This is a genomic window from Pseudomonas sp. S3_C06 (assembly GCF_054667675.1).
Genome location: NZ_CP162747.1, coordinates 3,386,893 through 3,408,778, shown reverse-complemented (window position 1 = coordinate 3,408,778; position 21,886 = coordinate 3,386,893). Strand labels below are relative to the sequence as shown.

Sequence of the window (21,886 nt, the reverse complement as noted above, 5' to 3'; positions counted from 1 at the left end):
ATGGACGTCAGCAAGACCAAAAGCAGTTTCTACCGCCGTTTGTATGTGGCGTACCTGATCGACAGCGGTCTGGCGCCGAGTGTGCCGACGCTGACCGAAGTGACCGGCATGCCGCGGCGCACGGCGCAGGACACGATTGCCGCGTTGGCGGATCTGGATATCGTTTGTGAGTTCGAGCAGGAAGAGGGCGCGCGCAACCATGCAGGGCGCTATCGGATTCGTGAGTGGGGGGCGATTGATCGCGGGTGGATCGAGCGTAATTTGCGGCAGATCAAGGCTGTTCTGGAGTATCCCTGAGTCCTGCGGCGCCTGAGCTGACGCCTTCGCGAGCAGGCTCGCTCCCACAGTTGGAATGCGTTTCCCTGTGGGAGCGAGCCTGCTCGCGAAGGGGCACTTAAGGGCGACGCATCCCAATGTGCGGAATGTCATCCTCCAGATACTCCTCACCCGCCACAACAAACCCGTACTTGCCGTAGTACCCCTGCAAATGCGCCTGCGCCGACAGATAGATCGGCACCTGCGGCCAATGCTTCTCGGCCTGCTTCAACGCCTGTTCCATCATTTCGTGCCCCAGCCCTTTGCCGCGGCCCTGCGGTGCAGTAATCACGCGGCCGATCACCACATCACCGCCCTGGGATTCCGGGTCCAGCAGGCGCAGGTACGCCATCAACTGGTCATCCTCCCACCCCATCAAATGGTAGGTGTCGCCTTCCAGATCCTGGCCGTCGAGGTCCGGATAAGCGCATTTCTGTTCGACGACGAACACGTCTGAGCGCAGCTTCAACAGCGCGTACAGCTGTTCCTTGCCCAGATCACTGTGATGTTTGCAGACCCATTCGATTGTCATGTGCCGATTCCTTGAACGTGTCGCCCGATACTAAGCGCCTGCGGCAAAGATGTCTTTATGGCGTAAGAGTCTGTGACAAAGGTCAAAATGCCATCATTCCTTTCTCGCAGCCTCGGCGACTTTGTGTAATCTGCTGGAGAGCGCTGTGCACTGGCTGCAATGAGCTAATGTTAGGGCCTGGGTTTTGCCGGTAAGGGGCCTTGGGGTTTTGGCTGAAAACATGCCGGGCAACCTGCCCGCTAAGGATTTTCAAGCATGCCGCGTTTGCATCGAGCCTTTGCTTTGACCGGATTGCTCTTGCTGGCTCAGACCGCTGCAGCGGAGAAGCTGCGGCTGGTGTTTGATATCTGGCCACCCTTTACCGACGACACGCTGGTCAACGGCGGACTGGCCACCGACATCGTCACGACTGCCCTGGCCCGGGCCGGTTATGCCAGCGGCTACGAGCAGGTGCCTTGGGCGCGGGCGCTGCTCGGTGTCGGCGAAGGCCGCTACGATGTGTTGGTCAACGCTTGGTACAACGATGAACGGACCAGGCTCGGCCAGTTTTCCGGGGAATACCTGCTCAACCGCATTCGCTTTCTCAAGCGCAAAGACACGCCACTCGACTACAGCAATCTGCAACAACTGCACACCTATCCGATTGCGGTGGTGCGCGGTTATGCCTATTCGGCGCCGTTCGATGCCGACACGGCGTTGCAGAAAGTCCCTGTGCATAACTTCGCCATGGCCGTGCGCATGCTCGCGGCGGATCGGGTCAAGCTGACGCTGGAAGATGAGTATGTGGCCAAGTATTACCTGGCGCGGGAATCAGCCAAGGTGCGCAACTCGGTGGAGTTTTTGCCCAAGCCGCTGAGTGAGAACAGCCTGCATATATTGGTCAGCCTGAAGAATCCGCAGCATGAGCAGATTGTCGCGGGGTTTGATAAGGCGATTGCGGCGATGAAGGCAGATGGGAGTTATGACAAGTTGTTGAGGCAGCATGGGATGTGAGTTTCTGATCCTGAATTTGCTGGGTGTCTGATGGCCTCTTCGCGAGCAGGCTCGCTCCCACAGGGGGTCTGTGTCGTGCATAAATCCAGTGTGGGAGCGAGCCTGCTCGCGAAGACGTCCTGTCAGCCAGCGCTGACCTCACTGGTGTCCTTGATCAGATGCGCCGCCAACGTCCGCAACGGCCCCAACTGCCGGCAGATCAACGCCAGTTGCGTTTGCACCAACCGCTGCCCCTCATCGATCTCGTCGGCCATCTGCTCCAGCTCATTGGCCAGCGCTTCTTCTTCATCACTCTGAATCGCCACCGGCTGCTTGTTGGCTAGCCCCTGGGCAATTTCGTCGATGCTCGAAGCCAGCTTCACCCCGGCGCCATCAATCAACTGCTCACGCACATCGGCGGGTAACTGAGTTTCCCGATGCGCGCCCAGCCCTGACAGATAACTCAACAAGGTATGCGACAACACCAGAAAGCGAAAACCGACATCCGCTTCCTTACGGAAATGCCCCGGTTCCATGAGCATGTTCGCCAGCGTCGTCGACAGTGCCGCATCGGCGTTGTGCGCATTGCGCCGGGCCAGGCGATAGGCGAGGTCGTCGCTTTTGCCGGCGGCGTATTGCTGCATGATCTGGCGTAGGTAGATGCTGTTGCAGGTCAGGGTGTTGGCCAGCACTTTGTTCAGGCGTCGGCCCTGCCAGTCCGGCAGGAACAGGAACACTGTCAGCCCGGCAATCAAACTGCCGAGCAAGGTATCGAACAACCGTGGCAGGAACAGTCCGTAACCGTCGCCGACCTGGTTGAAGCAGAACAGCACCATGATGGTGATCGCCGCCGTCGCCAGGGTGTAGCGGGTGGTGCGGTTGGTAAAGAACACCACGCCGGCAGCGATGGCGAAACAGGACTGCACCAACGGACTCGGGAACAGATCGAACAGCGCCCACGCCACGGTCAGGCCGATGGCGGTGCCGAGGATCCGTTGACCGAGCTTGCGCCGGGTCGCGCCGTAGTTCGGCTGGCAGACGAACAGCGTGGTGAGGATGATCCAGTAACCCTGCGACGGGTGAATCAAATGCACCATGCCGTAGCCGATACTCAGCGCCAAGGGCAGGCGCAGGGCATGACGGAACAACAGAGAAGTCGGCGTCAGTTGCGTACGCAGACGAATCCACACGTCCTTGAGGTTGCGCGGTGAGCGGTCGAGCAGGCTGCTGTCGGTCGCATCGGCCAAGGCATCGGGATTACTCGCGTCGCTGAGCAAGCGATCGAGGGTGCCGAGGTTGGCGGCCAGTGCGCGCAGCGAACGCAGCAATCCGCGCCACGCCGGGTTGCTCTGGATGCGCAGGTGCTCGAGGGAGGCGTCGAGATCGCTCAGGGCTTCGGCGAAACTGGCGTCGTAAATGAATGGCTGGCGCATCTGGATCGATTCGGCCAGTGCGCGGCAGGCTTTGCCTTGCTGGCGCAACAGGCGCTGGCAGCGGAACAGCACGTCACTGTGGAAGAACGCTTCGGCCAGCGCGTTGTACGGATAGTGTGAGGAGCTGGCGCGTTCGTGGATGTCCTGAGCGAGGAAGTACAGCTTCAGGTAACGGCTGACTTTCGAGCCGGGGCGGCCGTTGCCGACGCGGTGCAGGATGATTTCCTTGGCACTGTTCAGCGCCGCCACCACGCGACCGTTTTGCTGGGCCAGTTCCAGCCGCCGCGCCTCCACATCCATTTGCCGGATCGGCTCGAACAGCGAGGATTTCAATTTCAGGTAAAAGCCCAGCTCACGGAATAATCGCGCCAGACTTTGCTGCACCGGCTGGTTGGAAAACAGCGCCTGCCACACCACCGAGAGCAAGCCGTACCACGCCGCACCGGCGACCAGCAGCATCGGCTCGTGCCAGAAGTCGGTGACCGCGCCACCGCGCTGGTCAACACCGATCATCGTGTACACCGACAGAATCAGCGTCGCCGAGGCAATCGCGCCATAACGCTCGCCGAGCGCACCGAGCATGGTCAGGCCGAAACTGGCCAGCGCCAAAGCAATGGCAAACACGATGGGGTAGGGGAAGAGCAATTCCACCGACAGCGCGGCGATACTGAAACACACCAGCGTCACCGCGAGGGCATTGAGGCGGCCCTGCCAACTGTCGTCGGTCTCGGCCAGGGCGCTGGCGATAATCCCCAGGAACAACGGGATCAGCAGGCCCATTTCATCCTGATACCAGCACAGCGCCATGCTGCCGGTCAGGGCGATGAACACCCGCACGCTGTAGCTGAATTTATCCAGCGCCCACAGGCGCCGCAAAGACTGACGAAACGAGGTCGAGGACATGAAGTGCGAAGGCCTTCCGAGGCGATGCCGCTAAATTGAGCCAGTAATGACGCCGACGCAATGGCGCCGATCACATCTGACAGCAAAAAGTGTTCCTTTTACTTACACCAAAAACCACTGTGGGAGCGAGCCTGCTCGCGAAAGCGGAGTGTCATTCAACATTGATGTCGACTGGTACACCGCATTCGCGAGCAGGCTCGCTCCCACTGGGTTTTGTGTTTGAGTTTGGATCAGGCGTACTGCGCGGCGGCGTAGCCGGAGGCCCAGGCCCATTGGAAGTTGAAACCGCCCAGATGGCCAGTGACGTCGAGCACTTCACCGATGAAATACAGGCCAGGGCTTTTCAGTGATTCCATGGTCTTGGACGACACTTCACGGGTATCAACGCCACCGAGTGTTACCTCGGCTGTGCGATAACCCTCAGTCCCCGCTGGCACGACTTTCCAGCTGCCGAGCTTCTCGGCGATTTCCGCCAGTTCCGCATGGGTGTACTGCTTCATCGGCTTGGACGCAAACCAGTTGTCCGCCAGCAGATTGGCCATCTTCTTGGTGAAAATCTCACCCAGCAGAGTTTTCAATTCGCTGTTCGGGCGCTCGGCCACCTGCTGTTGCAGCCAGCTCGCGGCGTCGTGATCCGGCAGCAGGTTGATCTCCACGGTGTCGCCGGATTCCCAGAACGAGGAAATCTGCAAAATCGCCGGGCCGCTGAGGCCGCGGTGAGTGAAGAGAATGTTCTCGCGAAAGCTCTGATCGTTGCAGCTGACCAGACAGTCCACCGACGTCCCGGACAACTCGGTGCAGAGCTCCTTGAGCTGATCGGTGATGGTGAACGGCACCAGACCGGCGCGGGTCGGCAGCAACTCATGGCCGAACTGCTTGGCCACCTGATAACCGAAACCCGTGGCGCCCAGCGTCGGGATCGACAGCCCGCCGGTAGCGATTACCAGCGACTGGCACTGAACCTGGCCGAGGGTGGTGTCGAGCAGGTAACCGCTCTCGACCTTCTCGATGGTCTGGATCGAGGTATCGAGGTGCAGTTCGACGCCGACTTGATCGCACTCGGTCAGGAGCATTTCGAGGATGTCGCTGGATTTGTTATCGCAGAACAACTGGCCGAGTTTTTTCTCGTGGTACGGCACGGCGTGTTTGCCGACCATGCCGATGAAATCCCACTGGGTGTAGCGCGCCAGTGCGGATTTGCAGAAGTGCGGGTTCTGCGAGAGGAAATTGCTCGGCTCGGTGTACATGTTGGTGAAATTGCAGCGGCCACCGCCCGACATCAGGATTTTCTTGCCGGCCTTGTTCGCGTGGTCGAGCAGCAACGCCTGACGCCCACGCCCGGCGGCGGTCAGTGCACACATCAACCCAGCGGCGCCAGCGCCAATGATCACGACTTCGGTAGAGCGCAAAACGGTGTCCTCATGGTGGGTCGCAACAAAACAAACTGTGGGAGCGAGCCTGCTCGCGAAAGCGGTGTGTCATTCAACATTGATGTTGGCTGACAGATTGCCTCCGCGAGCAGGCTCGCTCCCACAGGGGATCTTCGTTAAATGGAAGATCGTTTACAAAATGCGTACGCGCAGCGAACGGCCCTTGATCTTGCCGTCGTTCAGACGCTGCAAGGCCTGCATGGCCACGGTGCGGTCAACCGCCACGTAAGCCTGGAAATCGAAGATCGCGATCTTGCCCACCTGTGCACCGGGAATGCCGGCGTCGCCAGTCAATGCACCGAGAATGTCGCCCGGACGAACCTTGTCTTTACGGCCAGCACCGATACACAGCGTGGTCATCGGCGGCTGCAGCGGGGCGAGGCCCTGGGACTTGAGGTTATCGACCTGATCCCAGTTCAACGGCGATTTCTGCAGTTGTTCGATGGCTTGCGCGCGGTGCGCTTCACCCGGCGCAACCAGACTGATCGCGATGCCTTTCTCGCCAGCGCGACCGGTACGGCCGACGCGGTGAATGTGGATTTCCGAATCACGCGCCAGTTCGACGTTGATCACCATGTCCAGCGCATCGATGTCCAGACCACGGGCGGCGACGTCGGTGGCGACCAGTACCGAAGTGCTGCGGTTGGCGAACATCGCCAGCACCTGATCGCGATCACGCTGTTCCAGATCGCCGTGCAGGCCGACGGCGGAAATGCCTTTGGCGGTCAGGTGATCGACGGTTTCCTGCACCTGTTGCTTGGTGAAGCAGAACGCCACGCACGACGCCGGACGGAAGTGGTGCAGGACTTTGGTCACTGCGCTCATGCGGTCTTCCGGGGAAATCTCGTAGAAGCGCTGCTCGATCTGCGTGTCATCGTGGAACGCTTCGGCTTTCACCGTTTGCGGATCACGCATGAATTTCGACGCCAGTTGTTTGATGCCCACCGGGTAAGTCGCGGAGAACAGCAGGGTCTGACGACGTTCCGGGGTCTTGATGATGATGTCTTCGATGGCGTCGTAGAAACCCATGTCGAGCATGCGGTCGGCTTCGTCGAGGATCAGCGTGTTCAGGCCATCGAGGACCAGCGAACCCTTGCGCAGGTGCTGCTGGATACGGCCCGGGGTGCCGACGATGATGTGCGCGCCGTGTTCCAGCGAAGCGATCTGCGGGCCGAACGACACGCCGCCGCACAGGGTCAGGACCTTGATGTTGTCTTCGGCACGGGCCAGACGACGGATTTCCTTGGCGACCTGGTCGGCCAGCTCACGCGTCGGGCAGATCACCAGTGCCTGGCAACCGAAGTAGCGCGGGTTGATCGGGTTGAGCAGGCCGATGCCGAACGCGGCGGTCTTGCCGCTGCCGGTCTTGGCCTGGGCGATCAGGTCCATCCCCTTGAGGATCACCGGCAAGCTCTGCGCCTGGATCGGCGTCATCTGGGCATAACCGAGGGATTCGAGGTTAGCCAGCATGGCGGCGGACAGCGGCAGAGTATTAAAAGCGGTGGCGATGGTGGTCACGGGACTGGCCTGCAAAACAAAATGTCGCGCAGTGTAGCAGCCCCGTGCCACTTTCTTCGAAAGTTCTGGACGAACAGTGGTTAATGTTCGATGTGTTCTTCCGGGCGTTTGGCGCGCCGACCGTCTTCTTTCGACAGTTGCGAGAAGATTGTCGCGGCGAGCATTGCCATGATGCCGACGGTGACGAAGGTCAGCTGGAACGCACCGAGCACGGTCTCGACGCCATCGTTACCAACCTCCGCGGTGAACCCGCCGAGCAACGCACCGGCGCAGGCAACCCCCAGACTCAATGACAATTGTGCAACCACCGAGAGCAAACTGTTGCCACTGCTGGCGCTGGCGTCGTCGAGGTCGATCAGGGTCACGGTGTTCATCGCCGTAAATTGCAGCGAGTTGATCGCGCCCAGCACTGCCAGCAGGCATAGCAGCAGCCAGTACGGCGTCTGCTCGCTGACCAGGCCCATGCTCGCCAGCATGATCCCCAGCGCCAATGTGTTGCCGGTGAGGACGATGCGATAACCGAGCCGTTCGATCAGCGGCCGCGCCACCCACTTGGCGATCATCGCCGCTGCGGCCAGCGGCAGCATGCTCATCCCCGCTTGCGACGGTGAATAACCCAGAGCTACCTGCAGCAGCAGCGGCACCAGAAACGGCAAGGCGCCGCTGCCCAAGCGGGCAAAGAGGTTGCCGAGAATGCCGACGGCAAAGGTGCGGGTCTTGAACAACGACGGTGCGAACAGCGGGTTTTCGATGTGCCCGGCGCGCAACCAGTACGCCGCCAGACAGGCCATGCCGCCGAACAGCAGCAACATCACGCGCAGGTGCGGCAAGTGCAATTCGCCGAGACCTTCCATGGCGATGGTGATCAGGATCATCGCCGCGCCAAACAGCAGGAAACCCAGACTATCGAAGCGCGTGCGCTCGGTGCCGCGCAGGTCGGGAATGAATTTCCACACCGCGTAGCAACCGATCACGCCGACCGGCAGGTTGATCAGGAAGATCCAGTGCCACGTCAGGTACTCGACCATCCAGCCGCCCATGGTCGGGCCGATCAACGGGCCGAGCAGACCGGGAATGGTGATGAAGCCCATGATCCGTACCAGTTCGGATCGCGGATAGGCGCGTAATACGACGAGGCGACCGACCGGCAGCATCAGCGCACCGCCAAGGCCCTGAATCACCCGCGCGCCGACCAGCATGCTCAGGCTGCTCGACAAGGCGCAGAGCAGCGAACCGAAGCTGAACAGCAGAATCGCGCCGAAGAAGATTTTCTTGGTACCGAAGCGGTCGGCGATCCAGCCTGAGGCGGGGATCAGCAGGGCCACGGTGAGCATGTAGGCGATGATCACGCCTTGCATGCGCAAAGGGTCTTCGGCCAGATCGCGGGCCATGGCGGGCAGGGCGGTGTTGAGGATGGTCCCGTCGAGGGACTGCATGAAGAAGGCAATGGCGACGACCCACGGCAACCAGCGTGCGGTGATGGCGTCGAGAGGCGGGCGGTTGGGCATGGAACCTCTTGTTGTCTGTTTGATGATCGTTCCCACGCTCTGCGTGGGAATGCCTCAACGGACGCTCCGCGTCCGCTTTTGGCTGGGACGCAGAGCGTCCCGGGCTGCATTCCCACGCAGAGCGTGGGAACGATCGCTGTCAGAGGGTGAGCGTGAGTCGGCTCACCAGTGCCCCCGGCAGCAACGCCGAGGAGGTATTGCGCTGGCTATACGTACTCGCCGACAGCAGCAACTCGCGCTCGGCGGTCAACGCTTCCAGCTGCGAACCGAGCAGGCTGTAAGCACTGTCATCAAAGCGCATGGTGCTCACCGGCGCCTGGATCTCGCCGTTCTCGACCCAGAAGGTCGCGAAACGGGTCATGCCGGTCATGCGTGCCGCCGGTTGATCCGAGTAGTTCAGGTACCACAGGTTGCTGATGTACAACCCGGTGCCCAACTGCTTGAGGATCTCTGCTTGCGACAGATCGCCCGCCGCCATGTTCAACGCACTCGGCATTTCACCACCGCCGGCGCCGTTGGCGGCCAGACCATATTCCGCCGCACTGCGCGAGCCGACCAGTTGATCGCCGGCCTTGCCTTCGACGATCAGCCGCAGATCGCTGCGCGGGTAACCTTCGCCGGAAAACGCCGGGCTCAACGATTCACTGACTTTCTCATCCAGCGACACCAGCGGGCTGAACGCCTGATCACCGACATACAACTTCTGCAACGGGCTGCTTTTGCTGGCAATCGACTGCGCCGAGAAACCGCCCCAGCTCAGCATGCCCATGATTTCTTCCAGCGCCGCCGGTGCCAGATAGGCTCGGTACTGCCCTGGCGCCAAGGTGCGCAGCGGGCGGCCGAGAAACTCCAGTTGCTCGCGTGCCTGGCCGAAGCGCTTGGCGAAGCCTTCGCTGCTCCAGTCATGCCCGGCGTAGCTGGCTTTCACCGCTTCGCCATTGTCGTGGAACAGGCTGAAGTCGAAGTTGAAGCTGTTGGCCTGATGCCAGCCAAATGCGCCTGAAGAACTGGCGAAACCCCGGCTGATCGGGCCGGCAGCATAAAAGCCGACCAGATCCAGACCTTCGGCAGCGGCACAGATTTCATCGACAACCTGTTCGGTATCCGGCAGCGGATGCTCCTGCACGTTCTGACTCTGCCAGCCGTTGTGATTGAGCAGCAGGTACGGATCCTGCGGCAGCAACGGCAGGGTTTCGCGCAGTTGTTGCAGGCCTTCGGCGAGGCGTTGCAGATCGCCTTCCTGATCACCGGACAGGGTGACTTGCAGGTCGGCATGACGCCCGTCGTTGATCAGTTTCAGAACGATGTTGGCCTGCTGCACTTGCCCGGCCTGCCGCACCTTGGCGTGATTGAAACGCACGAACGCCGACGATTCGGCGGCGAAGCTGAGGGTGAACTGTTCCGGCTCGCGCACGCTGTCGCGCAGCCAATTGACCATGACCTTGAAGGCGTCGGACTGACTCTTCGAAATGCTCATCAGGCGTCTCCCCCAAACACATCAATATTGCTGAATACGCAGGCCGGCGAAGCGTGGCCAACGCGGATCACCTGGTTCGGTTCGCCCTTGCCGCAGTTCGGCGTGCCCAGCACCTTGACGGTGTTGGCGTCGCCGACGGCGCGCAGGCTTTTCCAGAAGTGCGCGGAAATCGCCCGGTAGTTCGGATTTTTCACCACGCCTTTGAGTTCACCGTTTTCGATCAACTGACCCCATTCGCAGCCGAACTGGAATTTGTTGCGCGCATCGTCAATCGACCACGAGCGGTTGGTGCTCATCAAAATGCCGTGCTCGATGCCTTTGATCAACTGCTCAAGCGGCTGGTCGCCCGGTTCGATATTGAGGTTGGCCATGCGGTCGATCGGCGCGCGGTTCCAGCCGCAGGCGCGGCTGTTGGCGACGCCATCCATCCCGGCACGGTATTGCGACAGCGCACCGCCCAGCGGACGCAGCAACAGGCCATCGCGGATCAGGAATTGTTTGCTCGCTTTGCTGCCGTCGTCATCGTGGCCATAGCTGGCCAGTTCTTCGGGAATACCCGGATCGAAGGTCACGTTGAGCAGTTTGGAGCCGTATTGCAGGCTGCCGAAGTCGCTGGCTTTGACGAAACTGGTGCCGGCGTAATTGCGCTCGTCGCCGAGGATGCGGTCGAGTTCCAGCGGGTGGCCGATGGATTCGTGGATCTGCAGCATCATCTGGTCCGGCATCAACAGCAGGTCGCGCGGGCCTTGCGGAGTGTTCGGCGCGAGTAGCAGTTGCAGGGCCTGATCGGCGACCTGCGGACCGGCGCCGATCAGGCCGCAGCGGCTGATCACGTCAGCGCCGCCCTGTTGGCCGAAGTTCTCGCGGCCGAGGCTGCGGGTCTGGCTGTCGTTGCCGTCGTAGGCGGTTACGTCGAGGCCCGGGTAGACGAAGCGCTGGGCCTGGCGCAATTCAGCCCCGGCGCTGCTCAGATAGATCTGTTCGACGTGGGTGATGCCGATGCTCACTTCCCAGTTCACCAGGCGCTCATCCTTTGGCACCGAGGCGGATTCCGCACCGAGCAACTCAAAGCATTCGCTCAGGGACGGGAAGGGTTGTTCGAGATTGGGCGAAAAGTAATCAGCGCGATCGCTGGACACTGGCTGATCGCGCAGGTCGAGCAAGGCGTGCGGCTTGAGCCGGCGCGCTTGCAGCTCGGCGCGTTCGAGGGCGGCCTGCAGACCTTGTTGCGACAGGTCATTGGTCGCGGCATAGGCTTCAACGCCGTTGACGCGCACGGTAAGCATCGCGCCTTCGTCGCGGCTCAGGCTCGGCGGTTCGGCGACGTTTTTACGCACCGACAGGTACTGCCCGGATTCGCGTACGTATCGCAGGGAAAAAAACTCAGCGCCCGTGCGCAAGGCAGCGAAGCGCTGCTTGAGCTGGGGGTGGAAATCGAACATTCGGGAACCTCCTTGTCAGGGGGAAGCGGTAGAGCAGCGGCGGGGAGGGGGTGAAACGGTTGCGCGAGGTCTAGAGTAGGCCTGCGTGGGGGTAGGATCAAGTGAGGAGGGGGTGTAGGGGGATTTACTGTGCGAGGCAGGAGATCGTTCCCACGCTCTGTGTGGGAACGCCGCCATGGACGCTCTGCGTCCGCTGTGTGACGCAGAGCGTCACGGGATGCATTCCCACGCAGAGCGTGGGAACGATCACTTCAGGCTACTGAGCAGCCGGGGTGATATCACGCATCGGCTTGCCCTTCACCGGCGCATCGCCCGCGACGTAGTACGGCGCGGTGCTGCGCGGCAGCGGCTGGCGGCCACGGATCTTGTCGGCGATTTTCTCGGCGATCATGATCGTCGGTGCGTTCAGGTTACCGGTGGTGATGATCGGCATGATCGAGGCATCGACCACACGCAGGCTCTGCATGCCGTGCACGCGACCTTCGCCATCCACCACAGCCATCTCGTCGGTGCCCATCTTGCACGAGCAGGACGGGTGGAACGCAGTTTCGGCGTGCTCGCGGATGAACTTGTCCAGCTGCTCATCGGTTTGCACTTCGATGCCCGGGCTGATTTCGCGGCCACGGAAGGCGTCCAGTGCTGGCTGTTGCATGATTTCACGGGTCAGGCGGATGCCGTCGCGGAATTCCTGCCAGTCTTGCTCGGTGGCCATGTAGTTGAACAGGATGCTCGGGTGCTGGCGCGGGTCTTTCGACTTGGCCTGGATGCGACCACGGCTCGGCGAACGCATGGAGCCCATGTGCGCCTGGAAACCGTGCTCTTTCACACCGTTGCTGCCGTTGTAGTTAATCGCTACCGGCAGGAAGTGGTACTGAATGTTCGGCCATTCGAATTCCGGACGCGAACGGATGAAACCGCCGGCTTCGAACTGGTTGCTGGCGCCGATGCCGGTGCCGTTGAACAGCCACTCGGCACCGATGGCTGGCTGGTTGTACCAGAGGAGCGACGGGTACAGCGAAACCGGCTGAGTGCACGCGTATTGCAGGTATAGCTCAAGGTGATCCTGCAGGTTTTCACCGACGCCCGGCAGGTCGTGAACCACCGGAATGTCGAGCGACTTCAGCAGTTCGGCAGGGCCGACACCGGAGCGCTGCAGAATCTGCGGCGAAGCGATGGCGCCGGAGCACAGCAGCACTTCTTTACGGGCTTTGACTTCAACGCGCTCTTCGGCGTCGCCGACCAGGTAACGCACGCCAACCGCACGCTTGCCTTCGAACAGAATCTTGTCGGTCAGGGCGTGAGTGACGATGGTCAGGGTCGAACGCTTTTTAGCGGTGTCGAGGTAGCCACGGGCGGTGGAAGCACGACGGCCGTTCGGCGTCACGGTGCGGTCCATCGGGCCGAAGCCTTCCTGCTGGTAACCGTTCAAGTCTTCGGTGCGCGGGTAACCGGCTTGTACGCCGGCTTCAACCATGGCGTGGAACAGCGGGTTGTTGCCAGCCTTCGGCGTGGTCACGCTGACCGGGCCTTCGCCACCGTGGTAATCGTTCGGGCCGATGTCGCGGGTTTCGGCTTTGCGGAAGTACGGCAGGCAGTCGAGGTACGACCAGTTTTCCAGACCTGGCAATTTTGCCCAGCCGTCGTAGTCCATCGCGTTACCACGGATGTAGCACATGCCGTTGATCAGCGAAGAACCGCCAAGGCCTTTGCCGCGACCGCATTCCATCCGACGACCGTCCATGTGTGGCTCTGGATCGGTTTCGTACGCCCAGTTGTAGCGACGACCTTGCAGCGGGAATGCCAGGGCAGCCGGCATTTGCGTGCGGAAGTCGAAACGGTAGTCCGGGCCGCCTGCTTCGAGCAGCAGAACGGTGACGCCAGCGTCTTCAGTCAGACGGGTCGCCAGGGTGTTACCGGCCGAGCCGGCACCGATGATGATGTAATCGAATTCTTGGGACATTGAATGCACCCTCTTTAGATGTGGTCAGGTCGGGCCTGACGAGTGCTTTGCACTCGATTCGCAAGCAGGCTCGCTCCCACATTGGAATGGGATCTCCTGTGGGAGCGAGCCTGCTCGCGAAGACGGCCTCACGAGCAATACAAGACTCGGGTCTTAGAACACCGAGACGTAATCGCCCAGCTCGACCTGTACCGATTTGATGCGGGTGAAGTTGTTCAGCGAGCTGATGCCGTTCTCACGGCCAACACCCGACTGCTTGTAACCGCCGACCGGCATTTTTGCGTCGGACTCGCCCCAGGCATTGATCCAGCAGATACCGGCTTCCAGTTGATGAATCACGCGGTGGGCGCGGTTCAGGTCTTTGGTGACGATACCGGCGGCCAGGCCGAAGTCGGTGTCGTTGGCGCGGCGGATCACTTCTTCTTCGGTTTCGTAGGAGAGGATCGCCATCACTGGGCCAAAGATTTCTTCGCGGACGATGGTCATGTCGTCGGTGCAATCGGTGAACACGGTTGGAGCCACGAACGCGCCTTTGGCGAATTCGCCGTCGGTCAGACGATCGCCGCCGCACAGCACGCGAGCGCCTTGTTCTTTACCTTTGGCGATGTAGCCCAGCACGCTTTCCATGTGCGCGAAGCTGACCAGCGGGCCGAAGTTGGTGTTTTCGTCTTCCGGGTTGCCAACGCGGATGCGTGCAACGCGTTCAACGATCTTGGCTTCGAAAGCGGCTTTCAGGTGCGCCGGTACGAACACGCGAGTGCCGTTGGTGCAGACCTGACCGGAGCTGTAGAAGTTGGCCATCATCGCGGTGTCGGCAGCGCGATCGAGGTCGGCGTCGTCGCAGATGATCAGCGGGGACTTGCCGCCCAGTTCCATGGTCACGTCTTTCAGCGACGAAGCCGAAGCGCTGGCCATGACCTTCTTGCCGGTGTCGGTGCCGCCGGTGAAGGAGATTTTTTCGATGCGCGGGTGCTCGGTCAGCCAAGTGCCGACTTCACGGCCGCTGCCGGTCAGTACGTTGAACACACCGTTTGGAACGCCGGCTTCGGTGTAGATCTCGGCCAGTTTCAGGGTGGTCAGCGAGGTGACTTCGCTTGGCTTGAAGATCATCGCGTTACCAGCGGCCAGGGCTGGAGCGGATTTCCACAGCGCGATCTGGATCGGGTAGTTCCACGCGCCGATACCGGCAACCACGCCCAGTGGCTCGCGACGGGTGTAGACGAACGAAGTGTCACGCAGAGGAATCTGCTCGCCTTCGATGGCCGGCACCAGGCCTGCGTAGTATTCCAGCACGTCAGCGCCGGTAACGATGTCGACGTATTTTGTTTCGGAGAAGGATTTACCGGTGTCCAGAGTTTCCAGTGCGGCCAGTTCATCGTTGCGCTCGCGCAGGATGTCGACGGCACGACGCAGGATGCGCGAACGCTCCATGGCGGTCATCGCAGCCCAGATTTTCTGGCCCTTTTTAGCGCTGACCACGGCGCGCTCGACGTCTTCCTTGGTCGCACGTTGCACCAGTGCGAGGACTTCACCGTTAGCCGGGTTGATGGCTTCGAAGGTGGCATCGCTGCCGGCGTCGGAGTACGCGCCATCGATGTAAAGTTTTTGCAGTTCGAAACGGGCCATAGTGTCCTCGCAAGTGCATTGGTGGTTGGCGTTGACCACCGCGGTGAGGCTGCGGTGGCGTTCAGGGGCCGAGCGTTTTCTGTGTGCTCTAGCTCACCTTCTTGGCCAATTGGAAATCCATGTATTCGTAAGCGATCTGTTGCGCCTGCGCCGTGTCGAAAGCATCTCCCGACAAAGCGCCGCGCAACCACAAGCCGTCAATCAACGCTGCCAGGCCACGCGCTGCGGTGCGCGCATCTTCGAGCGGCAACACACGGCGGAACTCGCAGCACAGGTTGGAATACAGACGGTGATCGTTGATCCGCTGCAACCTGTGCAAAGACGGCTGGTGCATGCTGGTGGCCCAGAAGGCCAGCCAGGTTTTCATTGCCGGGCCATTGACCTGGCTGGCGTCGAAGTTGCCTTCGATGATCACCTGCAGATGCGCCCGTGGGCTGTCATCTGCCAGCGCCTGACGGCGCGCGGTGACGCTCTCGCTGAGGGCTGTCATCAGATACCGCATCGTGGCGGCAATCAGGCCGTTCTTGTCCTGAAAGTAATGACTGATGATGCCATTCGAGACACCGGCCAAACGGGCGATCAGCGCAATGCTGGCGTCCCCCATTCCGACCTGATCGACCGCCTGCAAAGTGGCTTCGATCAGTTGTTGGCGGCGGATGGGTTGCATACCGACCTTGGGCATCTTGCACATCTCCTTAGGCCTTCCGAGCGGCGAATCACGCCTATCGGATTGACGGCCAGTCTATTTTGTTTTGATTGAACGTTCAATCAACAAAGAATAAGATCTGCGACAAATCGTCGCTGCCTACAGATTTTTCCTACGTGTAAGTGGCGATAAAACCGACATCCGAAAAAGCTCGAAACCTGCGTGGGGCATGGCGCGGTTCGCGATTCGATGGACGTGTTGAAAGGGCAAGACGCTCACGGCCAGGTTTCGGATGAACGTCCGTCCACCTTCGGCCACGAAAGCGATTCGCAGCGCCATTTCGGCAGGTTCGGGCATTTTTCGGGGTGTCTTTATATCACCCGCCGGTCGGCTGCCAACTAACCGATTGGTCGGGTTCCGTGTTGCCTTGTGTTCTTCTCTCGCACTGCCTGGAGCATTTGTGCCATGAGTTCTGCCTCGCTTATAAAGACCCCGCCCGAGAAGGTGACGGTCAACGGTTGGGTGTTTTACACCTCTACCGCGCTGATTCTGTTGTTGACCGCCATTCTGATTATCGCCCCGCAAGAGGCCGGCAGACTGTTGGGTATCGCTCAGGCCTGGTTGTCGCGCAGCTTCGGCTGGTACTACATGGTGGTCATCGCCGCCTACCTGGTGTTTGTGGTGGGCCTGGCGTTTTCCTCGTACGGCAAACTCAAACTGGGCAGCAAGGACGACACCCCGGATTTCAGTTACGGCGCCTGGGCGGGGATGCTGTTCTCGTCGGGTATCGGTATTTCGCTGCTGTACTTCGGCGCATCCGAGCCGCTGGATCACTACTTCAATCCGCCGGAAGGCGCATCGGCCACCAACATGGCCGCGCGTCAGGCTGTACAGCTGACGTTCCTGCACTGGGGCCTGCACGGCTGGGCGATCTACGCACTGGTCGGTCTGGCCGTGGCGTACTTTGCTTACCGTCATAACCAGCCGCTGGCCCTGCGTTCGGCGCTGTATCCGCTGGTCGGCGAGCGTTGGGTCAAGGGCGCGGCCGGTCACGCGGTGGACGGCTTCGGCATGTTCGTGACCCTGCTGGGTCTGGTGACCAACCTGGGGATTGGTTCGCTGCAAGTGTCCTCGGGCCTTGAAAACCTGTTCGGCATGGAACACAGCAACACTAACCTGTTGATCGTGATCATCGTGATGAGCACCGTGGCGACCATCGCTGCCGTGTCCGGCGTGGAAAACGGCATCCGTCGCCTGTCCAACCTGAATATCGTGCTGTTCAGCGGTCTGCTGATTTTCGTCCTGCTGTTCGGGCCGACCCTGCACCTGCTCAACGGCTTCGTGCAGAACATCGGTGACTACCTCAATGGCATCGTACTGAAAACCTTCGACCTTTATGTGTACGAGGGCGACAACGCCAAGTCCGAGCGCTGGATGGGCCTGTGGACCCTGTTCTACTGGGCGTGGTGGATTTCCTGGGCGCCATTCGTCGGCATGTTCATCGCGCGTATCTCCCGTGGTCGTACCGTGCGTGAACTGGTGGCTGGCGTGCTGCTGATTCCGCTGGGCTTCACCTTGGCCTGGCTGTCGATCTTCGGTAACTCGGCGCTGGATCTGGTGATGAACCAGGGGGCGGTTGAGTTGGGCAAGACGGCGCTGGAACAGCCGTCGATGGCGATCTATCAATTGCTTGAGCACTACCCGGCGTCGAAAGTCGTCATCGGTGTGTCGATCTTTGTTGGCTTCGTGCTGTTCCTGACCCCGGCCGACTCCGGCGCGGTGATGATGGCGAATCTGTCCTGCAAGGGCGGCAACGTCGATGAAGATGCGCCGCACTGGCTGCGGATCTTCTGGTCGGTGGTGATCACCCTGGTGACCATCGGTCTGCTGTTTGCCGGTAACTTCGAAGCCATGCAAACCATGGTGGTGCTGGCCGGTCTGCCGTTCTCGGTGGTGCTGGTGTTCTTCATGTTCGGCCTGCACAAGGCCATGCGTCAGGACGTGCAGATCGAACAGGAGCAGGCGCAACTGGCGGAGCGCGGTCGTCGTGGTTTCAGCGAGCGTTTGACGCAACTGGACCTGCAGCCGAGCCAATCGGTGGTGCAGCGCTTTATGGACAAGCAGGTCAGCCCGGCGCTGGAAGATGCCACCGCGCAGATGCGTGCGCAGGGTCTGGAAGTGCAGACGCTGTTGGGTAAATCCAAGCGTTGCATGGGTGTGCGCGTTGAGATGGAAGAGGGCAACCCTTTCGTTTACGAAGTCAGCCTGGACGGCTATCTGGCGACCCCGACCGAATCGGCGCAGTCCGATGAAGCGCGTCAGCGTTACTACCGCGCTGAAGTGTATCTGCACAACGGCAGCCAGGATTACGACCTGATGGGCTTCACGCAGGATCAGATCACACGCGATGTGCTCGATCAGTTTGAAAGCCATCGGCAGCTCCTTGGCCGGGTGTACAGCTAAAGTCAAAAGCCCCCTCACCCCAACCCTCTCCCCAAGGGAGAGGGAGCTGACCGAGGTGTCTGGCGTTGTACATCGACCTGAAAGATCGAGTCGATTATGGATTCGGTGAAGCAAGATCAGGTCGGTGTAGATCTGCAGCATCCCCCGGTCGGTCCCCTCTCCCTCCGGGAGAGGGCTAGGGTGAGGGGCTTTTTTCCCAATAAAAAAGGGATCGCTCACCGCGATCCCTTTTTTTATCCTGCCTTAACCGAGGTTCTTGCCTAACAGCGCGTGATACAGCTCGCTGTCGCCCAAGATCCCCACCACATGATGGTTATCGTGCAGCACCAGCTTGTTGCCGGTCTGATAACGAATCTGCAGCGCATCGCGCATACCGATGTTCGAGTCCACTAGCGTCGGCTTGCGCTCCAGGCCCTCGACCGCTTGCCCCGGTGCCCAGTTCTGCAGGTTCAGCACCGAGCCGTTCTGCCGCGCGCCTTTGATGGTGTTGCCTTCGGCCAGATCGAGCCACGAATCGCCGCCCGGATCGAGACACACCGAACCATTGATGCGTTTGCACTTGTCCAGCGTGCGCATCAGGCTGCGGCCGCAGAGCACATTGAGCGGATTGGTGTGTGCGACGAAGGTGCGCACATAGTCGTCCGCCGGGTTCAACACGATCTCTTCCGGCACGCTGTACTGGATGATCCGGCCGTCTTTCATGATCGCGATGCGGCTACCCAGTTTGAGCGCCTCGTCGAGGTCGTGGCTCACGAAGACGATGGTCTTGCTCAGCTTGCGTTGCAGTTCCAGCAGTTCATCCTGCAGACCCTGACGGATCAGCGGGTCGAGCGCCGAGAACGGTTCGTCCATCAGCAGAATATCGGCGTCCATCGCCAGCGCCCGCGCCAGACCAACGCGCTGCTGCATGCCGCCGGAGAGTTCGTCAGGCTTCTTGTTGCGCCATTGGGTCAGGCCAACCAGTTCGAGTTTTTCGTCGACGAGTTTCTTGCGTTCCTTCTCCGGACGGCCCTGCATTTCCAGACCGAAACTGATGTTCTCGCGCACCGTCAGCCACGGCATCAGGGCGAACTTCTGGAACACCATGGCGATGCGTTTGGTGCGCATCATTTTCAGTTCGGCCGGGGTGCAGGAGGCGATGTCGATCTGGCGGTTTTCATGCTCGACGAACAGCTTGCCGCGGCTCACGGTGTTGAGGCCGTTGATGCAGCGCAGCAGGCTCGACTTGCCGGAACCCGACAGGCCCATCAGCACGCAGATTTCACCTTTGTTGATGTCCAGCGTGGCTTTTTCCACACCGACGATCTGTCCGGTCTTCTTCAGGATCTCGTTGCGGGTCATGCCCTGATCCAGCAGCTTGAGTGCCTCGCGCGGATCTTTGGAGAAGATTACGTCAACGTCTTCGAAGCGAATTATGCTCATGCGTCACCCCCTACTTTGGCGTCGGGTTGTTTGCAGATACGGTCGAGCATGATCGCCAGCAGTACGATCGCCAGGCCCGCTTCGAAGCCCAAGGCGATATCAGCAGTGTTCAGTGCGTTGACCACCGGTTTGCCGAGTCCGTCGGCGCCGACCAGTGCGGCGATCACCACCATCGACAGCGACAGCATGATGCACTGGGTGATGCCGGCCGCGATGCTCGGCATGGCGTGCGGCAGTTCAATCCGTGAGAGCAATTGGCGACGCGAGCAGCCGAAGGCCTTGCCGGCGTCCATCAGTTCTTGCGGGACATCGCGGATGCCCAGGTAGGTCAGACGGATCGGCGCAGCGATGGCGAACACCACCGTGGAGATCAGGCCCGGGACCACACCCAGCCCGAAGAGGGTCAGGGTAGGAATGAGGTAAACGAAGGTCGGTACGGTCTGCATCAGATCGAGTACCGGACGCATGACAGTGTAGAACATCGGTTTGTGCGCGGCGACGATGCCCAGCGGCACGCCGATGACCACGCAGACCAGGGTCGCGAACATGACCTGGGCGAGGGTTTCCATGGTTTCCTGCCAGTACCCCAGATTGAGGATCAGCAGGAAGGAGGCGACCACAAACGCGGTCAGGCCCCACTTGCGTTGAATCAGATGGGCGATGATTGCAATCAGGCCAATCAAGACCAGTGGGTTGAACCAGGTCAGCGCAAACGTCACGCCGTGGATCATCGTTTCCAGGGTCACGGCGATTGCGTCGAAAGTGTTGGCGCCGTGTTGCGTCAACCATTCAACGAAGCCCGCGATGTACTGGCCTAAAGGTATTTTCTGATCAATCAGCATGGTAGTGAACGTCCGCATGCAAGGAAATAAACAGCCCGGACGGCCGCAGCCGTCCGGCATAAGCGATTACTGAGCAATCTTGGCTTTCACGGCCTCCAGGCCAGGTTTACCGTCAATGGTGGTCACGCCAGCGAGCCAGGTATCGAGCACTTGTGGATTCTTTTTCAGCCAGGCCTTGGCGGCCGCGTCAGGCTTCATCTTGTCGTCGAGGATGTTGCCCATCAGTTCGCTTTCCATGTCGACGGTGAACTCCAGGTTCTTCAGCAACTGACCCACGTTGCTGCATTCCGTGGCGTAACCCTTGCGGGTGTTGGTCGCCACGGTCGCCGCACCGAAATCGGGGCCGAAGAAATCATCGCCACCGGTCAGGTATTGAATCTTGAAGCGCTTGTTCATCGGGTGTGGCGCCCAGCCGAGGAAGACCACCGCTGTGTCGCGTTTTTGCGCGCGATCCACCTGCGAGAGCATGCCCGCTTCGGAGGATTCGACGACTTTGAAACCGGCGGTCTTCAGGCCGAAGGCGTCCTTGTCGATCATGCTCTGGATCAGACGGTTGCCGTCGTTGCCAGGCTCGATGCCGTAGATCTTGCCGTCGAGCTCTTTCTTGAATTTGGCGATGTCGGCGAAGTCATGCAGACCTTTGTCATACAGGGCTTGCGGCACGGCGAGGGTGTACTTGGCGCCCTTGAGATTGGTGCGCACGGTTTCCACGGTGCCGGCGTCGCGGTAGGCCTTGATGTCGTTTTCCATGGTCGGCATCCAGTTGCCGAGGAACACGTCCATGTTCTTGCCGTCGGCCAGCGACTTGTAGGTCACGGGCACGGAGATCATGGTGGTCTTGGTCTTGTAGCCGAGGGCGTTGAGGACAACGGAGGTGGTGGCGGTGGTGGCGGTGATGTCGGTCCAGCCGACATCGGAGAAGTTAACGGTACTGCACTGCGCCGGTTCTGCAGCTTGCGCCAGTAACGGCAGACTCAGCATGGCGGCCAACAACAACGACGGGGAACCTTTCATGGATGGACTCCTTGGTGTTTTTTTTGGCAGTGTTCCGACTGTGGACCACCGCACTTATAGGTTGCGGTTGGATGGCGTTCTGGAGACAGCTCTACCACGGCGCCTTGCAATCGAGTCATAACGATCATGTACCAGTGAAAATCTGACGCCTACAGGGGGGGTCGTATCCAGTACAGGGATGGTCGCATCCAGTGTCAGTGACGTCGTTTACAGCTTTTTTCAGCCCCGAATGGCCCTCTGAACCGTATAAAAACGGCGAAAAACCGGGACGAAAACGGCGCGGCGCTGGTGGACATGAGTGCGTCGGTGTCAGACGCCGTGCGCTCCGACAAAAGCCTGATGATGCGGGCATTCCGGCGGATCGCAGCTTGAGCGTAGCAGCT

At 60.4% G+C, this 21,886-nt stretch carries 16 protein-coding genes; 3 read left to right on the top strand and 13 right to left on the bottom strand.

Annotated features, from left to right (window positions below; translation table 11 throughout):
* The gene (locus AB4N44_RS15115) at nt 1-297 is read left to right on the top strand and encodes a winged helix-turn-helix domain-containing protein (RefSeq protein ID WP_007913779.1); all 297 of its coding nucleotides are present in this window, start codon (nt 1-3) and stop codon (nt 295-297) included.
* Nucleotides 298-394: 97 nt separating this feature from the next.
* On the opposite strand, the gene AB4N44_RS15110 is transcribed toward AB4N44_RS15115, so the two are convergent.
* Complete coding sequence (locus AB4N44_RS15110) at nt 395-847, bottom strand: GNAT family N-acetyltransferase (RefSeq protein WP_127930071.1); 453 nt, start codon at nt 845-847, stop codon at nt 395-397.
* Between the two features lie 255 nt (nt 848-1,102).
* On the opposite strand from AB4N44_RS15110, the gene AB4N44_RS15105 reads away from it, so the two are divergent.
* Complete coding sequence (locus AB4N44_RS15105) at nt 1,103-1,840, top strand: substrate-binding periplasmic protein (protein WP_127930070.1); 738 nt, start codon at nt 1,103-1,105, stop codon at nt 1,838-1,840.
* A gap of 122 nt (nt 1,841-1,962) precedes the next feature.
* On the opposite strand, the gene yccS is transcribed toward AB4N44_RS15105, so the two are convergent.
* The 9 genes from yccS to betI form a co-directional block, all read right to left on the bottom strand.
* Nucleotides 1,963-4,155: a YccS family putative transporter gene (gene yccS / locus AB4N44_RS15100; RefSeq protein ID WP_150693768.1), complete on the bottom strand. Its 2,193-nt coding sequence runs from the start codon at nt 4,153-4,155 to the stop codon at nt 1,963-1,965.
* 230 nt (nt 4,156-4,385) lie between these two features.
* Nucleotides 4,386-5,564: a BaiN/RdsA family NAD(P)/FAD-dependent oxidoreductase gene (locus AB4N44_RS15095; RefSeq protein ID WP_460108576.1), complete on the bottom strand. Its 1,179-nt coding sequence runs from the start codon at nt 5,562-5,564 to the stop codon at nt 4,386-4,388.
* A gap of 153 nt (nt 5,565-5,717) precedes the next feature.
* Nucleotides 5,718-7,055, bottom strand: coding sequence for an ATP-dependent RNA helicase DbpA (gene dbpA, locus AB4N44_RS15090; RefSeq protein ID WP_238704423.1), 1,338 nt, complete (start codon nt 7,053-7,055; stop codon nt 5,718-5,720).
* A 128-nt stretch (nt 7,056-7,183) separates the two neighbouring features.
* Nucleotides 7,184-8,611: a multidrug transporter subunit MdtD gene (gene mdtD, locus AB4N44_RS15085; RefSeq protein ID WP_160042152.1), complete on the bottom strand. Its 1,428-nt coding sequence runs from the start codon at nt 8,609-8,611 to the stop codon at nt 7,184-7,186.
* A gap of 139 nt (nt 8,612-8,750) precedes the next feature.
* Nucleotides 8,751-10,088 (bottom strand): TldD/PmbA family protein, encoded by a 1,338-nt coding sequence (locus tag AB4N44_RS15080; protein ID WP_455805844.1) that lies wholly within the window; start codon nt 10,086-10,088, stop codon nt 8,751-8,753.
* Nucleotides 10,088-11,530, bottom strand: coding sequence for a TldD/PmbA family protein (locus tag AB4N44_RS15075; RefSeq protein ID WP_127930065.1), 1,443 nt, complete (start codon nt 11,528-11,530; stop codon nt 10,088-10,090). Before AB4N44_RS15075 ends, AB4N44_RS15080 begins: the two co-directional genes overlap by 1 nt.
* A gap of 256 nt (nt 11,531-11,786) precedes the next feature.
* Nucleotides 11,787-13,490, bottom strand: coding sequence for a choline dehydrogenase (gene betA / locus AB4N44_RS15070; protein ID WP_150775760.1), 1,704 nt, complete (start codon nt 13,488-13,490; stop codon nt 11,787-11,789).
* A 153-nt stretch (nt 13,491-13,643) separates the two neighbouring features.
* Nucleotides 13,644-15,116 carry a betaine-aldehyde dehydrogenase gene (gene betB / locus AB4N44_RS15065; RefSeq protein ID WP_460108579.1) on the bottom strand — a complete coding sequence of 491 codons (1,473 nt, stop codon included), beginning with the start codon at nt 15,114-15,116 and terminating at the stop codon, nt 13,644-13,646.
* Between the two features lie 88 nt (nt 15,117-15,204).
* Nucleotides 15,205-15,798: a transcriptional regulator BetI gene (betI, locus tag AB4N44_RS15060; RefSeq protein WP_034153602.1), complete on the bottom strand. Its 594-nt coding sequence runs from the start codon at nt 15,796-15,798 to the stop codon at nt 15,205-15,207.
* Nucleotides 15,799-16,284: 486 nt separating this feature from the next.
* Between betI and AB4N44_RS15055 the strand changes: the two genes are divergently transcribed.
* Complete coding sequence (locus tag AB4N44_RS15055; protein WP_238704422.1) at nt 16,285-18,225, top strand: BCCT family transporter; 1,941 nt, start codon at nt 16,285-16,287, stop codon at nt 18,223-18,225.
* Nucleotides 18,226-18,468: 243 nt separating this feature from the next.
* Here AB4N44_RS15055 and choV read toward each other — a convergent pair whose 3' ends face one another.
* From choV to AB4N44_RS15040, 3 genes are all read right to left on the bottom strand, one after another.
* Entirely contained in the window at nt 18,469-19,647 is a 1,179-nt protein-coding gene (gene choV, locus AB4N44_RS15050) for a choline ABC transporter ATP-binding protein (RefSeq protein ID WP_160042146.1), read from the bottom strand.
* Nucleotides 19,644-20,489, bottom strand: coding sequence for a choline ABC transporter permease subunit (choW, locus tag AB4N44_RS15045; protein ID WP_095121426.1), 846 nt, complete (start codon nt 20,487-20,489; stop codon nt 19,644-19,646). The genes choV and choW overlap by 4 nt, the downstream gene beginning before the upstream one ends.
* A gap of 66 nt (nt 20,490-20,555) precedes the next feature.
* Entirely contained in the window at nt 20,556-21,503 is a 948-nt protein-coding gene (locus AB4N44_RS15040; RefSeq protein WP_095121425.1) for a choline ABC transporter substrate-binding protein, read from the bottom strand.
* Nucleotides 21,504-21,886: the final 383 nt, after the last annotated feature.

Excerpts from the sequence above, each read along its gene's own strand:
- AB4N44_RS15115 (WP_007913779.1), top strand. The coding sequence starts at position 1 with ATGGACGTCAGCAAGACCAAAAGCAGTTTCTACCGCCGTTTGTATGTG.
- AB4N44_RS15110 (WP_127930071.1), bottom strand. The coding sequence starts at position 847 with ATGACAATCGAATGGGTCTGCAAACATCACAGTGATCTGGGCAAGGAA.
- AB4N44_RS15105 (WP_127930070.1), top strand. The coding sequence starts at position 1,103 with ATGCCGCGTTTGCATCGAGCCTTTGCTTTGACCGGATTGCTCTTGCTG.
- yccS (WP_150693768.1), bottom strand. The coding sequence starts at position 4,155 with ATGTCCTCGACCTCGTTTCGTCAGTCTTTGCGGCGCCTGTGGGCGCTG.
- dbpA (WP_238704423.1), bottom strand. The coding sequence starts at position 7,055 with ATGCTGGCTAACCTCGAATCCCTCGGTTATGCCCAGATGACGCCGATC.
- mdtD (WP_160042152.1), bottom strand. The coding sequence starts at position 8,611 with ATGCCCAACCGCCCGCCTCTCGACGCCATCACCGCACGCTGGTTGCCG.
- AB4N44_RS15080 (WP_455805844.1), bottom strand. The coding sequence starts at position 10,088 with ATGAGCATTTCGAAGAGTCAGTCCGACGCCTTCAAGGTCATGGTCAAT.
- AB4N44_RS15075 (WP_127930065.1), bottom strand. The coding sequence starts at position 11,530 with ATGTTCGATTTCCACCCCCAGCTCAAGCAGCGCTTCGCTGCCTTGCGC.
- betA (WP_150775760.1), bottom strand. The coding sequence starts at position 13,490 with ATGTCCCAAGAATTCGATTACATCATCATCGGTGCCGGCTCGGCCGGT.
- betB (WP_460108579.1), bottom strand. The coding sequence starts at position 15,116 with ATGGCCCGTTTCGAACTGCAAAAACTTTACATCGATGGCGCGTACTCC.
- betI (WP_034153602.1), bottom strand. The coding sequence starts at position 15,798 with ATGCCCAAGGTCGGTATGCAACCCATCCGCCGCCAACAACTGATCGAA.
- choV (WP_160042146.1), bottom strand. The coding sequence starts at position 19,647 with ATGAGCATAATTCGCTTCGAAGACGTTGACGTAATCTTCTCCAAAGAT.
- choW (WP_095121426.1), bottom strand. The coding sequence starts at position 20,489 with ATGCTGATTGATCAGAAAATACCTTTAGGCCAGTACATCGCGGGCTTC.
- AB4N44_RS15040 (WP_095121425.1), bottom strand. The coding sequence starts at position 21,503 with ATGAAAGGTTCCCCGTCGTTGTTGTTGGCCGCCATGCTGAGTCTGCCG.